Origin of the sequence: Salimicrobium jeotgali (genome assembly GCF_001685435.2) — a bacterium.
GTDB lineage: Bacteria > Bacillota > Bacilli > Bacillales > Halobacillaceae > Salimicrobium > Salimicrobium album.
In genome coordinates, this window is record NZ_CP011361.2 from 1,209,098 (window position 1) to 1,223,532 (window position 14,435).

14 protein-coding genes and 1 riboswitch are annotated in these 14,435 nt (G+C 45.9%); of the genes, 13 read left to right on the forward strand and 1 reads right to left on the reverse strand.

The window, feature by feature from the left end:
* Nucleotides 1-13: 13 nt before the first annotated feature.
* From resB to AAV35_RS06070, 6 genes are all read left to right on the forward strand, one after another.
* Nucleotides 14-1,690: a cytochrome c biogenesis protein ResB gene (gene resB / locus AAV35_RS06045; protein WP_008587436.1), complete on the forward strand. Its 1,677-nt coding sequence runs from the start codon at nt 14-16 to the stop codon at nt 1,688-1,690.
* Nucleotides 1,671-2,855 (forward strand): c-type cytochrome biogenesis protein CcsB, encoded by a 1,185-nt coding sequence (gene ccsB, locus AAV35_RS06050; RefSeq protein ID WP_008587438.1) that lies wholly within the window; start codon nt 1,671-1,673, stop codon nt 2,853-2,855. The genes resB and ccsB overlap by 20 nt, the downstream gene beginning before the upstream one ends.
* Before the next feature lie 161 nt (nt 2,856-3,016).
* A complete protein-coding gene (locus AAV35_RS06055; protein WP_008587443.1) occupies nt 3,017-3,733 on the forward strand; it encodes a response regulator transcription factor in 717 nt (238 codons plus the stop codon).
* Nucleotides 3,733-5,496, forward strand: a complete 1,764-nt coding sequence (locus tag AAV35_RS06060; RefSeq protein ID WP_040609053.1) for an ATP-binding protein — start codon at nt 3,733-3,735, stop codon at nt 5,494-5,496. The genes AAV35_RS06055 and AAV35_RS06060 overlap by 1 nt, the downstream gene beginning before the upstream one ends.
* A 24-nt stretch (nt 5,497-5,520) precedes the next feature.
* A riboswitch (cobalamin riboswitch) is annotated at nt 5,521-5,689 on the forward strand.
* Nucleotides 5,690-5,829: 140 nt separating this feature from the next.
* Nucleotides 5,830-6,234, forward strand: a complete 405-nt coding sequence (locus AAV35_RS06065; RefSeq protein ID WP_008587445.1) for a DUF4430 domain-containing protein — start codon at nt 5,830-5,832, stop codon at nt 6,232-6,234.
* Nucleotides 6,235-6,240: 6 nt separating this feature from the next.
* The gene (locus AAV35_RS06070) at nt 6,241-6,753 is read left to right on the forward strand and encodes an ECF transporter S component (RefSeq protein WP_008587446.1); all 513 of its coding nucleotides are present in this window, start codon (nt 6,241-6,243) and stop codon (nt 6,751-6,753) included.
* 53 nt (nt 6,754-6,806) lie between these two features.
* Here AAV35_RS06070 and AAV35_RS06075 read toward each other — a convergent pair whose 3' ends face one another.
* On the reverse strand, nt 6,807-7,055 hold the full coding sequence (locus AAV35_RS06075) for a ferredoxin (RefSeq protein ID WP_008587447.1): 249 nt from the start codon (nt 7,053-7,055) through the stop codon (nt 6,807-6,809).
* Nucleotides 7,056-7,180: 125 nt separating this feature from the next.
* On the opposite strand from AAV35_RS06075, the gene AAV35_RS06080 reads away from it, so the two are divergent.
* From AAV35_RS06080 to AAV35_RS06110, 7 genes are all read left to right on the forward strand, one after another.
* On the forward strand, nt 7,181-8,179 hold the full coding sequence (locus tag AAV35_RS06080) for a YpbB family protein (RefSeq protein ID WP_008587449.1): 999 nt from the start codon (nt 7,181-7,183) through the stop codon (nt 8,177-8,179).
* Nucleotides 8,179-9,678, forward strand: coding sequence for a RecQ family ATP-dependent DNA helicase (locus AAV35_RS06085; protein WP_008587451.1), 1,500 nt, complete (start codon nt 8,179-8,181; stop codon nt 9,676-9,678). Before AAV35_RS06080 ends, AAV35_RS06085 begins: the two co-directional genes overlap by 1 nt.
* Nucleotides 9,668-10,237 (forward strand): CPBP family intramembrane glutamic endopeptidase, encoded by a 570-nt coding sequence (locus AAV35_RS06090; RefSeq protein ID WP_008587453.1) that lies wholly within the window; start codon nt 9,668-9,670, stop codon nt 10,235-10,237. Before AAV35_RS06085 ends, AAV35_RS06090 begins: the two co-directional genes overlap by 11 nt.
* Before the next feature lie 164 nt (nt 10,238-10,401).
* Nucleotides 10,402-11,124 carry a metallophosphoesterase gene (locus AAV35_RS06095; RefSeq protein WP_008587455.1) on the forward strand — a complete coding sequence of 241 codons (723 nt, stop codon included), beginning with the start codon at nt 10,402-10,404 and terminating at the stop codon, nt 11,122-11,124.
* A 42-nt stretch (nt 11,125-11,166) separates the two neighbouring features.
* On the forward strand, nt 11,167-11,739 hold the full coding sequence (locus AAV35_RS06100; protein ID WP_008587457.1) for an adaptor protein MecA: 573 nt from the start codon (nt 11,167-11,169) through the stop codon (nt 11,737-11,739).
* 145 nt (nt 11,740-11,884) lie between these two features.
* Nucleotides 11,885-13,147: a Glu/Leu/Phe/Val family dehydrogenase gene (locus tag AAV35_RS06105; protein ID WP_008587460.1), complete on the forward strand. Its 1,263-nt coding sequence runs from the start codon at nt 11,885-11,887 to the stop codon at nt 13,145-13,147.
* 140 nt (nt 13,148-13,287) lie between these two features.
* Nucleotides 13,288-14,280: a YpdA family putative bacillithiol disulfide reductase gene (locus AAV35_RS06110; RefSeq protein WP_008587462.1), complete on the forward strand. Its 993-nt coding sequence runs from the start codon at nt 13,288-13,290 to the stop codon at nt 14,278-14,280.
* The last annotated feature ends 155 nt before the right edge of the window (nt 14,281-14,435 follow it).

A 14,435-nucleotide genomic window follows, 5' to 3' on the forward strand; every position in this document is an offset into this window, starting at 1 on the left:
GTGGGGTATTTATATGAGTAAAATTACATGCGAATGCGGGCATGTGAACCCGGAAGGAACGGTGCTTTGTGAAGCCTGCGGGAAACCGTTCGAAGCAAACCAGCACCTGAATAACAATAAACCTGAGCAGTTGCTGAACATGAGATACGATGGCAGTGCGAGAAGGTCACAAACGTATCAGAGGACATTTATAGATAAAACGTGGAACTTCTTTTCTTCTGTAAAAATAGGAGTATCCATTATTATAGTAATCGTGGTAGCTTCCGCGTTGGGAACAATCTTCCCGCAGGAGATGTACCTGCCTCCGGGGTCGGACCCCTCTACCCACTATAAAGATCAGTACGGTATACTCGGACAGATATATTATCAGCTCGGGTTTCATAATCTATACAGCTCATGGTGGTACCTGCTTCTCCTTGCTATGCTCGGGATTTCCATCGTAATTGCAAGTATCGACCGTTTCGTACCCCTGTATAAAACACTGAAGAAACAGAAACCGAAACGTCATCCCAACTTCATGAAAAAGCAGCGTATCTTCGGTGAGACCGATTCGGGCAACATCGATTACAAAAAACTGAAAGCCAATCTGAAATCCAAAAGATATAATTTGTACGAAGAAGACGGAAACATACTGGCTGAAAAAAATCGTTTTTCCAGATGGGGCCCGTATGTTAACCATATAGGTCTGATTATCGTTCTTCTGGGTGCTATGCTGAGATTCGTTCCTGCTATGTATATGGACGAGTTTCTCTGGGTGCGAGAAGGAGAGACAAAACAGATTGTAGGTACCGATGGAATCTACTATATGAAAAACAAAGATTTCATTTTGGAAAATTACGATATGGAAGATGAAGGAAATTCCCAGTTCCGTGAATCGCTGCAGAAGCAGAGCGCTCCGGTTCCTGAAAACTATCAGACGAACGCTGTAATATATAAACGGACGGATTTGCCTGTCGTTCCGGGTAAAGAACCCGAACTTAAAAAAGTGAAAGAAGCAGAGGCGAGAGTGAATCATCCGATTCCGCTCGAAAACGGTATTTCTCTTTATCAGGCCAGTTATCAACTGAACGAATTCTCTTCCATGACCTTCAAACTTCATGATAAAGGTGATGAGGAGTCAAACTACGGAGAGTTTACGGTAGACTTGATCGAACCTAAAGATGAGTACAAGCTTGATAACGGTACTGTCGTCAGACTTGAAAGATACTTCCCGGAATTTGAACTCGACGACGGGGAACCGAAGCAGGTTTCGAAATTCCCGAGAAATCCGGCGTTCATCTTTGAAGTGGATGCTCCTGGAGAGGAAACGGAAGTAAGCTTTGCCGGTATCGGTGTGAACATAGATGCTTCCGGAAACAATGATTACAAACTCGGACTCACAAACTTCGAAACGAGGGACGTGACGGGACTTACGGTCAAAAAAGACTATACGCTGCCGATCATTGCCGTCGGAGCGGCTATATTCATGATAGGCGTCATCCAGGGGATGTACTGGAACCATCGTCGGATCTGGATTCAGCCAAAAGGTACCGGAGTCTGGGTGGCCGGTCACACCAATAAAAACTGGTTCGCTCTTAAAAAAGATATCGACAGGACCCTTGAAGGAACGGGGATAGCTTTCCCGGTAGATCAACAGGAAGAGAAAGATGCGGAAGAAAGGAGGAAGGATGATGGAATTATCAGCGATTAGCAGTAATTTACTTTATGCCTCATTCTTCATTTATTTGATAGCCACTTTCATATTCGGTGCTACAGTGAAAATGACGAATGAGAAAACGAACAGAAAACTCGGGAACGTGGGGATCGGACTGACGGTCGTTGGATTTCTTACCCAGATAGGTTATTTCATAACCCGCTGGATCGCAGCCGGTCATGCGCCGGTCAGTAACCTTTTCGAATTCATGACGTTCTTCGGCATGATGCTTGTGTTCGGCTTCATAGTTCTGTTTCTTATTTACAGAATTACGCTGCTCGGTCTTTTCGCTTTGCCGGTGGCTCTTCTGGTCATTGCATATGCCAGCATGTTCCCGACTGAAATCAGTCCTCTCGTGCCTTCGCTCAAGTCTCACTGGCTATATATCCACGTGACGACTGCAGCTCTCGGACAGGCAATCCTTGCCATCAGTTTTGCTGCCGGCCTGATTTATCTCATTCGCCAGGTAAATCAGGAAAAAGCTACGAAACGGACAAGGTGGCTGGAGTTCGTCCTGTTCGCACTTATGAGTGTACTCGGGTACATAGTGGTGGCCTCCGGTTTTGGTGCTGCAGACTATAAAACGGTATTCGAAGCACCTGTCAATGAACAGATGACGGAAATTACTTACGAAATGCCTGCGATAGCCGGGCCGAACGGTGGAGAGCTGGTTACAGAAGGTGCTTTCGGACCGTTGTTCGAGACTCCGGGCTGGATGCAGGGAGTGAATGCTCCGGTTAAATTCAACACGATTATATGGTCGTTTTTGGCAGGACTTGTGATTTACGGTCTCTTAAGGTTAATACTGAGAAAAAGGATCGCTAAATCCATTCAGCCTTTACTGAAAAGTGCGAGTCCAAGACTGGTGGATGAAGTTTCTTACCGTTCCGTTGCTATAGGCTTTCCTGTATTTACCCTGGGAGCAATCATATTCGCTTCTATTTGGGCTCAGGAAGCCTGGGACAGATTCTGGGGATGGGACCCGAAAGAAGTGTGGGCCCTGATAACCTGGCTTTTCTATGCAGCATTTCTGCATTTGAGGCTTACGCGGGGCTGGGAAGGAGAACGTTCTGCCTGGCTTGCCGTTATAGGTTTCGCCATCATTATGTTCAACCTGCTGGCGGTCAACCTGATCATTTCCGGCCTACATTCTTACGCATAACGTTTAGACAGGGGACAAACTCCTGTCTTTTCTTTTAACATTCTTTTTATTATGATTGGACATGGGAGCGAGTATGCGGATTTTCAAAGAAATACTGCATTCATCCGGCGGAAGCCCGGGTGCCCTGCAGCGATTCTAATTCAATTTGAGGAGGGATTCCGATGGATCAGGGAGCCAGAATTTTAGTGGTGGATGATGAAGAACGTATCAGAAGACTTGTGAAAATGTACCTTGAAAGGGAAGATTATACCATTGAAGAAGCCGAGGACGGAGAGCGCGCTCTTCAAAAGGCTCTGCAGAATAATTACGACGTGATTTTACTGGATCTGATGCTTCCGGGTATGGACGGTATCGAGGTCTGTAAAGCCCTGCGTGAGAAAAAAGCGACACCGGTTATCATGCTTACGGCCAAAGGAGAGGAAGCGAATCGCGTGGAAGGATTTGAAACGGGAGCGGATGACTACATAGTAAAACCCTTCAGCCCGCGTGAAGTCGTGTTGAGAGTTAAAGCTCTGCTGCGCAGAGCATCAAGTACGAAGTTTCTGAACACGGATACCGAGGCGAGAAATATTATCGTTTTCCCTCATCTCACCATTGACAATGATGCTCATAAAGTGACGGCTCAAGGAAAAGAAGTTCCGCTTACGCCTAAAGAATATGAGCTGCTGCTGTATATGGCTGAACGTCCTAATAAAGTTTTCGACCGGGAACAGTTGTTGAAGGAAGTGTGGAAGTACGAATTTTTCGGGGATCTGAGAACTGTGGACACCCACGTCAAAAGACTCAGGGAAAAACTGAGTAAAGTATCGGCAGAATCGGCCGGTATGATTGCTACCGTGTGGGGTGTAGGATACAAGTTCGTGGTAAATAACGATTGATGTTCTGGCGCAGTGTAGTAGTAAAACTGTGGTTTACCATTTTGCTCCTTGTCTGTTTCGTTCTTATCATTCTGACGGTACTGCTGCTTCAATTTTTCGAGAACTTTCATGTGAATAAAGCTGAAGAAGAAATGCTCCGTACCGCTACGGTAGTGTCGACGCTTATAGACAGTGAACAACGGCAGGATATTATCCTAAGTACTACAGACACCGTGAAATCAGCTTCGAGCCACGTTCTTGTCGTTCGTGGAAACGGGCAGTCCTGGAAAGCGGAAAGTGATAGCGGTGACTTCAAAGAACTTCAGAAACAGTGGTTTGAACAGGATGAAGAGCTGGCACGGGTAATATCCGGGGGAACGGAAGTGAAAAAAGTGGCTTCGGCTGACGGAAGGAAGTTTTTGGCCGTCGGTTCCCCCCTCTCGGGAGACAGCGGAGCTGTATTCGTCTACAAACCCCTGGATTCTGTGGAAGAAACGACCCAGCAGACGACTAAAACTGTCTTTCTCGGTGCCGGTATAGCTATAGTATTGACTACGATTTTCGCTTTTTTCTTATCGACGCGTATTACAGCACCTCTTATGAAAATGCGTAAAGGGGCGTTTGAGCTGTCGGAAGGCGAGTTCCATACCAAGATACCCATTATTACTCACGACGAAATAGGAGAACTGGCCATTGCATTCAACCGGATGGGCCGTCAGCTTAAGCAGAATATCGATGCGCTGAATCAGGAGAAAGAACAGCTATCGGGCGTTTTGAAATCCATGGCCGACGGAGTGATCACCTTAAACCACAAAAGGAAAATACTGGTAACTAACCCTCCTGCGAAACAGCTGTTACAGTCGTGGAGATATGAGGAGGGGCTGGAAGAGGAAGAACTGCCTTCGCCCCTGCATGAACTGTTCGAATCTGTCATCACCGAAGAGAGGGAAGCCATGACGGAAGTCACTGTCCAGGGGAGGAACTGGGTGATTATCATGACCCCTCTTTATAGCAACACTACCATTAGAGGAGTAGTGGCTGTACTCAGGGATATGACGGAAGAACGAAGGCTCGATAAACTGCGCAAGGATTTCCTTGCAAACGTTTCTCATGAACTCCGCACTCCTATTTCCATGATGCGTGGATACAGCGAAGCGATCGTCGATGAAGTAGCAACTACGAAAGAAGAGAAAAATGAGCTGGCTCAGATTATTCTGGAAGAATCCGAGCGGATGGGTCGTCTTGTAAACGAACTGCTTGACCTTGCCAGAATGGAATCCGGGAACATTCAGTTGCATAAAGAGCCAGTGGACGTGAATCTTTTTCTTGATCGTATAGTGAATAAATTCCAGGGAGTGGCAGAGGAAACCGGTGTAAAACTCCTTCATGAAAGATCCGGCCTTCCGGCAGGTACAGTGTCCATAGATTCTGACCGTATAGAGCAGGTGGTAACGAACCTTCTGGATAACGCTATCCGTCATACAGCGGAAAACGGTTCTGTACATGTTCACCTTCACGGAGGGGAGGACCACTTTGAAATAAAAGTGGAAGATACAGGCGCAGGTATTCCGGAGGAGGATCTTCCGTTCATCTTTGAACGCTTCTATAAAGGAGATAAGTCCAGGAAACGGTCTCCTTCCGAAGAGAAGCAGGGAACGGGACTGGGTCTTGCTATTGCGAAGAATATCGTAGAGGCCCATAAAGGGAAAATCTCCGTCCAGAGTAAAGAAGGGGAAGGAACTACGTTCTATATATATCTGCCCGTAGAGAACTTGCCAAAATAGAACGATTCATGTAATGTTATAATTAATTGAATAATTTTCACAGGTTTTAGGGAATCCGGTGCGAATCCGGAGCTGTCCTCGCAACTGTAAATGTAACGAAACGATAAAATCCACTGTGGTGAAAGTTCGCCACGGGAAGGTATCTGAGTAGGATGACATAAGCCAGTAAACCTGTCTGTGAAGGATTCATTGCTTCGAGGATTGAGCGTTTGAGATGACCTGGACTATCAATGTATGTCGATATCTCAAGCCCGTCCTTTATGGACGGGGCTTTTTTATGGCAGGTTGTTCCGATGCTTTTTCTTCTAAAACTTGAAGAAAGGGTGAAGTCGCATGGAAAAATTGAGGAATTATGCAGGAGTAGTAGCTTTGACACTCGTATTGCTTACAGGATGTCAGGCGGAAAGTGAAACATCGGAAAGTCAAGAGGGGGGAAGCCAGTCTTCCCAGGAAATTGAAGCTACCGTGGAGCTGACGAAAAACCAGGGTGAAGAACAGGTGAAAGAAAAAGATATAACAGTTGAAGAAGGTACGGTACTGATGGATGCTATGGAAGAAAATTTTGAGGTGGAAGAAAAAGACGGATTAATTAATGGCATTGAAGGCATATCCGCTGAAGAAGGAGAGAAAAAGGCCTGGGTCTATGACGTGAACGGCGAAGAAGCAAAAGTAGGCGCTGCTGAGTATGAAATCGAGGACGGGGACGAAATACATTTTGATTTCCAGTCCTGGGAATGATCATAAATGCAGTGGAATACGTATAAATTAACTTTGATAACCATGCTTGCAGCAGTGGCCGTGGTGGGAAGGATAGCTTTTGCCGCTATTCCGAATGCCCAGCCGGTAACAGCTATAATTATTCTGACCGGCTTTTGGCTCGGACCGCTGGCGGCAGTGATCACTGCTTTTCTGACCACTTTTTTGACGAATATGGTGCTTGGTATGGGGATATGGACAGTGTGGCAGGTGACAGCCTGGGGACTTATAGGTATAGGAGCCGGGCTGCTCGGTAAATTCTTACCGAGACTACCTGTATTAGGATTAAGCGTTTACGGCTTATTGTCAGGGCTGTTTTTTGGAGTGGTGATGGCATTTACAATGCGGGCGATCTCCCAGACATTCTGGGGATACTACCTTGCCGGAATTCCTTTTGACCTGATGCATGCTGCGTCGAATTTCGTGTTTATTCTGGTTTTCTATTCTGTATTCGAAAAGTTATTCATCAAATATGAGCGGCGTGCACAGCTCGCCAGCTGAAAATAATAAATGGTATAATAAAAGAAGGTGCCGGGAGCACCTTCTTTTGTTTATCAGTCTTCCTCTGGTATACTTCCATTAAAATTGGAGTTTGCAAGTTTGATGGACCCGGTCGGGCACCCCTCGTAAGCATCTTCGGCGTCAAGTTCCAATTCCTCCGCGATAGGTGTGTTTCCCTGATTATCGTCCGGCAGGAAATAGGCAAGCCCTTCATCGTCATAGTTGTATAGTTCCGGGGCAGCCATTCCGCACGCACCGCAGGCGATACATGTATCTTTATCCACGATCGAATAAAGCTTCATAAGTAATACCTTCTTTCTATAGTATCTCTCCTTCAAGTCTACGTTCTATCTGTATCGAATTCAACTATATCATTCGAAAGGAATTCCTTATGTTTACATATATACTGTTAGATTGTCTTAGTAAGATGAATGCTGAACGCACCGTCTCGGGCGTCTACCATCTGTTGCGGGGGAAGAAGTCTTCCCAGACATTTCAGGACGCAAAAGTATATGGTATAGAAGGATATTACGGAGTCTATCCCGGTCTGCAAAGAGAGACGCTGGATTATGCACTCCACGAGTTGTACAAAGAAGGCAAAACAGTCTGGCATGACCATGGGAGGATGAGCGTCACTGCTTACGGTGAAGGATCTATCGAAGAAACACGTATACCTCTTTACTTTTCGGGGCTGGAGTATTCCGAAGCGGTCGAAGAGTTCAGGAACAGGCTGCTGCTATGGATTCAGATTATCAGTAATGCTGTGTACAGACACACCGGGTACTTGCCCATTGTAGATAAAGGCCCGGTACAGAACTGGGCAAGAAAATTTTACAGTGAACGAAAAGCGGTGCTGGACGAGGATGCGCCTATTCTATACAAGGAATTGCGTACGCTGCTCACCCCATTTTCCGATATGGAGAAAGAGATGTTCGTAAGACGACTTACAGGCGGGGACAGAACCGGCTGGACATATAGCCAGCTAGCGGAGGAAAATGGCGAACCTGTATGGGACATCCCTCTCTACTTAACGAATATGTATTATTACATGTTTTCTGAAGTTTCTTCGGATTCTTCCTGCTACCTGTATAAATTGACAGAAGATCTCATGAAAAAAGAGGCGTTCACTTCCTCCTCGGGAAAATCCATTGAGTTGTACAACAAATTCGGATCGATCGAAAAAGTCGCGAAAATAAGGCAATTGCAACCGAGTACAATCGAGGACCACCTCGTTGAAGCCGTGCTTGTTGATCCGGCCCGTAACACCGACGCTTTTATAAGCCGGGAAGGAGCCCGGGATATTGCGGCCGCAGTCCGAAAGACGAATACAAAACGTCTGAAGGTAATCCGGGAGCAACTGAACGGGGACTATTCATATTTCCAGATAAGAATAGTACTTGCTAAGCTCCAGAAAGGACAGGGATAATGGAACCGATCAACGTTAAAAAAGTGCTGGAAGACCAATTTAAATTCAGTGAGTTTCGACCGGGCCAGGAAAATGTTATAGAGAATGCACTGCACGGTATGGACACCCTGGCCATTTTACCAACCGGCAGTGGAAAATCTTTGTGCTATCAGCTACCATCCCTTATCCTTCCGGGACTGACGATCGTCGTTTCCCCGCTGATATCGCTCATGATCGATCAGGTTAAACAGGTGAAGGCGAAAGGGATGAAGCGGGTGGCTGCCCTGCACAGTTTCCTTTCCCCCCAACAGAAGAGAAAGATAAGCGGTAATTTACGGAAACTGGATCTTCTTTACATTTCTCCGGAGATGCTGCAGATGCCGAAAATGAAATCACTTCTGAAGCGTGAGACCATTTCCCTGTTCGTGGTGGATGAAGCTCACTGCATCTCTCAATGGGGACATGAATTCCGGACGGATTACTTGAAACTTCATCAGGTGATCAGTGATCTGGGGGAACCTCCCGTGCTGGCTTTGAGCGCAACGGCGACACCTGAAGTGCAGGAGGACATTCTGTTTCAACTTGGCCGGACGGAAGCCTGTAAACTCATTTATCCGATGGATAAGCCGAATATCCAGCTGAGCGTGGCCAGAATTGAAAATGATCAGGAAAAAAGAAGTTTTCTCATCGATTTTTTGAGTCGTCAAAAAGCGCCATCGATGATTTATTTTTCAAGCAGGCAGATGGCCGAAAAAGTTTCGCTGGAATTGAAAGCTAACAGTCTCGGACGCATCGCCTTTTATCATGGTGGGATGGATCCTGTGGACAGGCAGCTCGTCCAGCAGCAGTTCATGAATAATGAACTGGACATCGTCTGTTGCACGAGCGCTTTCGGAATGGGGATCGACAAACCTGACATCCGTATCGTCATCCATTACCATTTACCCCCAAGAATAGAATCGTTTATACAGGAAATCGGAAGGGCAGGGAGAGACGGGGAAGAATGTACAAGTTTGCTGCTGTATGCACCGGGGGATGAGAGACTGCCGCAAATGTTTATACAGTCCGAGCTTCCTTCCCATGAACAGATAGACGCTTTTCTCCGGTTCTGCTACACGAATAAAAAGACGCCTGCCTATGAGGATTGCATACATCTTGAATTATCCGAGTCCCAGTACAATTTCCTCATTGCAAATGCCGGCGACAAAGACTTTTCTCTGCAGGCGACTGTAAGAGAAACTGCTGATAAGCTGAAAGAACGGCAGCTTCTCAGGACCGAACAGAAACAGAATCACCTCATTCATATGATGGAGGTAATAAACACGCCCGGCTGCCGAAGAAAAGACCTGTACAGGCATTTTCAGGAAGGCTTCCAGACTCCGCACCAAAAATGCTGCGACCACTGTCACCCGGAAATCTTTCAGGTGACCTACGAAAGCGTAAAAGAACGGCAGGGTCTTCCTCTCTGGGAAGAACGCCTCTACAACATATTCCATGCCAGGAGTTCATATGGACAATAATAAGATAATCAGACAGATGTCTTCAAAAGAATTGATGAGACATGTGCTCATCACTCAAGGATTGCTGATGGTCATCGCTTTAGCGGTCAGTTCTGTTTTTCTGGATTTCCGGGAACACTGGACTGCTCAGTGGGGATTCAACATTAAGGACTGGGTAGTATATGCGATTGTACCTGCGATTTTGATAGTAGGGTTCGATGGGATAACGATGAAGACCGTACCGGAGCAACACTATGATGACGGCGGGATCAACAGGAAATTATTCGAAGGACTTCCGGTACCGGCGATACTCCTCCTGACTGCAGTTATTGCGTTCAGTGAAGAAATGCTGTTTCGGGGAGTACTCCAGCCGCTGACCGGTTTCGTACCGGCGAGTCTCCTTTTTGCGTTTGTCCATTTCCGTTATTTGAGCAAGCCGCTGCTTTTTACGGGTGTGCTAACAATCAGTTTCCTGTTCGGTTTTATTTATGAACAGACTCAAACGTTGACGTATGTCGTTTCAGCTCACTTTATCGTGGATTTTACTCTGGTACTCCTATTGAAGAGTAAAAGCGGCTAATGATTCAGTTTCTCCTGTACCGGGTCCGTTCGTCGGTTATCTGCTACATACATGTACTCCGGCAAAAAAGCGGCAAGTGGATTCAATTTTTCTTTTTTCTGTTTTCTGATATGATGAACTAGTATTCAAGATGAGAAGAGTCATTGGAAGTAGAGGTGAGTTAATTGAACAAAATCTGGACCGTCTTCCTGTTGGTAATAGCAATTATCCGGTACATGGGTAGAAAAGCAGTGAGGCCGGTAAGAAAAGTGCACATGTTGACTGTCAGCGATATGGAAGGAATGCTGCGGCTGTTGTTTATTTCGGATGTACACAACAATCGCATTGCCGAGCGTATAGCTGAGGAAAACGTCGATTTAATTGTGATTGGCGGGGATTTTGTTGACAGACGCGTCTCTGACAAATCTATGGAATATAATCTCAACTTACTGACGAAAATCGGAAAACCAATCTATTTTATTCCTGGCAATAACGATAGAGAAAAAGAAACTACTTTCGAACTGCTTCAGAAGTTTAACGTGCGGGTGCTCTCCAACGAAACGCTCGAAGAAAACGACTACAGCATTACAGGTATCGATCCTTATTCCGTGGAGGAGGTTGAAAAACCTGTGAAATCGGATGTCCGTCCTTCTATACTTGTCATGCATGACCCTTTTCAAATGCAACAGATAGCTTCCTTCGCCGAAGATTTCGATTTAATACTTTCGGGTCATACTCATGGCGGACAGATCAGATTCATGGGGTACGGCCCCTATGAACGGGGTGGCTGGAAGCTTTTTGAGAATACCAGGGTCTTTGTAAGCGAAGGATACGGAACTTCTTTATTACCTCTGCGGCTGGAAACCAATTCCGAATACCACTTATTTGAACTGCAGAAACTGGATTAGATGGTGGTACGATTTATTATATAAAGGGGGAGGGGGAAAATTATGCGGATTGAGCGTTTATCAACTCATAAATTCAAAATGTTCCTGACGACAGATGATCTTACGGAAAGAGGTCTTGAGACGAAAGAAATCTGGAAAGACCTTCCAAAGGTCCATCAGATTTTCAGCGATATGATACTCGATGCCCAGGAAGAACTGGAAGAGGAATTGATCGGAGTGCTGACGGTTCAGATATATATGCTCCAGGCTCAGGGCTTACTGGTAATCGTTACAAAATCGGAAGATGCTGCAGGAGACGATGATTTTCTTGAAATGAAGGTCACACTGGATGAGTATAAGGAACTTTTATATCACTTTGAAGATGTGGAAGATGTTATACAGGCTACTGAACCACTGCGGCGTATGGGATTAACGGGAGGCACCCTGTTTAAGGAAAGGGATGGCTATTATCTGCTGCTGGAAGAACATGAAGTGGAGAACGTGAACAAGGAAGATCTCGTAGCGGTACTTTCGGAATTCGGAAGCGCCACTGCGATGACGTCTGTATGGCTGGAAGAATATGGAATGAAGATTACGGACGGTACCGCTGTAAATAAATTCTCTGCATTCTTTTGAGTGCAGAACTTTTTCCGAATTTTGAAAACGCTTACTCTGGATGGGAGTTCTTATACAAGGAAAGAAAAGGTTCCTTTTCAATCCCGGGGAATGAGTGTATACTATTCACTGATGACGTGATGATTTTCATATAGGGGGTTTAGTGATGGTAGCCGATAAACCGGAAGATAAAAATATGAATGTGTTGACTTCCACGAGAACTATAATTCAGAATGCCCTTGATAAACTCGGGTATCCGGAAGAAGTGTATGAATTACTGAAAGAACCTGTTCGTATGATGACAGTCCGCATACCTGTCCGGATGGATGACGGTTCAATTAAGATATTCACAGGGTACCGATCGCAACACAACGATGCCATCGGTCCTACGAAGGGCGGAGTGCGCTTTCATCCGGATGTCAATGAAACGGAGGTCAAAGCCCTCTCTATCTGGATGAGTCTTAAAGCAGGTATCGTTGATCTTCCTTATGGGGGAGGTAAAGGCGGTATTATTTGTGATCCGAGAGAAATGTCCTTCCGCGAACTTGAAGGGGTAAGTCGTGGATATGTCCGTGCCATAAGTCAAATCGTAGGTCCGACGAAAGATATACCGGCTCCTGACGTATTCACAAACTCCCAGATTATGGCCTGGATGATGGATGAGTACAGCCGGATTGATGAATTCAACAATCCCGGTTTCATTACGGGCAAGCCGATTGTACTGGGCGGTTCACACGGCAGGGAGACAGCTACGGCCAAAGGTGTAACGATATGCATCGACGAAGCTGCGAAGAAAAAAGGGATAGATATCGAAGGAGCACGCGTTGTGGTTCAGGGTTTCGGGAACGCCGGCAGTTTTCTGGCCAAATTCATGTATGATAAAGGCGCAAAAATTGTAGGTATTTCTGATGCTCTCGGTGGTCTTTATGATCCGGAAGGACTTGATATCGATTATCTTCTTGACCGCAGGGACAGTTTCGGTACAGTAACGAACCTGTTTGACGATACTATCACTAATAAAGAACTACTTGAGCTCGAATGTGATGTGCTGGTACCTGCAGCTGTGCAAAACCAGATCACCGAAGAAAATGCCCACAACATTAAAGCAAGCATAGTGGTAGAAGCAGCTAACGGGCCGACTACTCTCGGAGGTACGAAAATCCTCTCGGACAGAGGGATTCTGCTGGTCCCTGACGTGCTGGCTTCAGCAGGTGGTGTGACTGTATCGTATTTTGAATGGGTACAGAACAATCAGGGATATTACTGGACAGAAGAGGAAGTGGAAGAGAAATTACACAAAGTCATAATTAAAGGTTTTGACAACATCTACAATACGGCAGAAACCAGAAGAGTGGACATGCGCCTTGCTGCCTACATGGTCGGGGTACGCAAGATGGCAGAAGCCGCCCGGTTCCGTGGATGGGTTTAAGTTGATATTGGAACGGAAATCTCCTATCATTATTTTGATAGGAGATTTTTTAGGTGATTTTATAATCCGGAGCTTGTTCATTTATGCAGACAGGTACCGGGTGCAACCAGCTAAGTTATAACAGACAGGGAGTGACGATTTTGCAACGGGAACGAGTGATAATTATCGGAGGAGGCCCTTGCGGCATGAGCACTGCAATAGAGATGCAGAAAAAAGGGATCGAACCTCTCATTTTAGAAAAAGGGAACATAGTGCATTCCATTTACCATTACCCGACTCACCAGACGTTTTTCAGTTCGAGTGAAAAACTGGAAATCGGGGATGTACCCTTCATATCCGAAAGACAGAAACCTGTCAGAAACGAAGCGCTGACTTATTATCGGGGCGTGTCGAAGAGAAAAAAACTCAGAATAAACACGTTTGAGAAAGTGGTACACGTAGAGAAGACGGAAGATGGTTTCGTCCTGGAGACTCACAGAGAGATGACGGATCAAAAGAGAAAATATCAGGCTGATTACCTTGTGGTGGCTACCGGGTATTATGACCAGCCTAATTATATGAAAGTGCCGGGTGAGGATAAAGATAAAGTCAGTCATTATTTTAAAGAAGCCCACCCATTTTTCGATAAAGAAGTGGCTGTTATCGGGGGAAAGAACTCGGCAGCGGATGCAGCTTTGGAACTTGTCAAGGCAGGAGCCAGAGTAACAGTGCTTTATCGGGGAGGTGACTATTCCCCAAGTATTAAACCGTGGATCCTTCCGCAGTTCTCTGCCCTTGTGGATAAGGGGATTGTGAATATGGAATTTGGTGCGGAGATTGTAGAAATAACAGATGACGAAATCGTTTATGAGGTGAACGGGGAAAGGAAGTCCAGGGCCAACGACTTTACTTTCGCCATGACCGGTTATAAGCCTGATCACCCGTTTATCAAAAGTATAGGTGTTGAAATCAATGAAGAGACGGGTCGGCCGGTATTTAACGAAGAGACTATGGAAACGAACGTATCCGGCGTGTACGTAGCCGGGGTCATCGCTGCAGGTTATAACAATAACGAGATCTTTATCGAGAATGGAAGATGGCACGGAGGAAAGATCGCTGCAGATATATGTACGGAAAAAGAACCTCTCACCTGATCCGTAAAGAAACCGGAACAGGTCGGATAACAGCACGATGCGGAGACTTCTGCTTTTATCCCGCCATAAACAGCACCCCTCGGAAAGCGGAGAGGTAGTGCACCCCGGAAGTTAGAGTAAAAAATCTAACTTTTAGGGGTCACTACCAAATCCCG

Excerpts from the sequence above, each read along its gene's own strand:
- AAV35_RS06065 (WP_008587445.1), top strand. The coding sequence starts at position 5,830 with ATGGAAAAATTGAGGAATTATGCAGGAGTAGTAGCTTTGACACTCGTA.
- AAV35_RS06090 (WP_008587453.1), top strand. The coding sequence starts at position 9,668 with ATGGACAATAATAAGATAATCAGACAGATGTCTTCAAAAGAATTGATG.
- AAV35_RS06055 (WP_008587443.1), top strand. The coding sequence starts at position 3,017 with ATGGATCAGGGAGCCAGAATTTTAGTGGTGGATGATGAAGAACGTATC.
- AAV35_RS06070 (WP_008587446.1), top strand. The coding sequence starts at position 6,241 with ATGCAGTGGAATACGTATAAATTAACTTTGATAACCATGCTTGCAGCA.
- ccsB (WP_008587438.1), top strand. The coding sequence starts at position 1,671 with ATGGAATTATCAGCGATTAGCAGTAATTTACTTTATGCCTCATTCTTC.
- AAV35_RS06100 (WP_008587457.1), top strand. The coding sequence starts at position 11,167 with ATGCGGATTGAGCGTTTATCAACTCATAAATTCAAAATGTTCCTGACG.
- AAV35_RS06105 (WP_008587460.1), top strand. The coding sequence starts at position 11,885 with ATGGTAGCCGATAAACCGGAAGATAAAAATATGAATGTGTTGACTTCC.
- AAV35_RS06080 (WP_008587449.1), top strand. The coding sequence starts at position 7,181 with ATGAATGCTGAACGCACCGTCTCGGGCGTCTACCATCTGTTGCGGGGG.
- AAV35_RS06085 (WP_008587451.1), top strand. The coding sequence starts at position 8,179 with ATGGAACCGATCAACGTTAAAAAAGTGCTGGAAGACCAATTTAAATTC.
- AAV35_RS06060 (WP_040609053.1), top strand. The coding sequence starts at position 3,733 with ATGTTCTGGCGCAGTGTAGTAGTAAAACTGTGGTTTACCATTTTGCTC.
- resB (WP_008587436.1), top strand. The coding sequence starts at position 14 with ATGAGTAAAATTACATGCGAATGCGGGCATGTGAACCCGGAAGGAACG.
- AAV35_RS06075 (WP_008587447.1), bottom strand. The coding sequence starts at position 7,055 with ATGAAGCTTTATTCGATCGTGGATAAAGATACATGTATCGCCTGCGGT.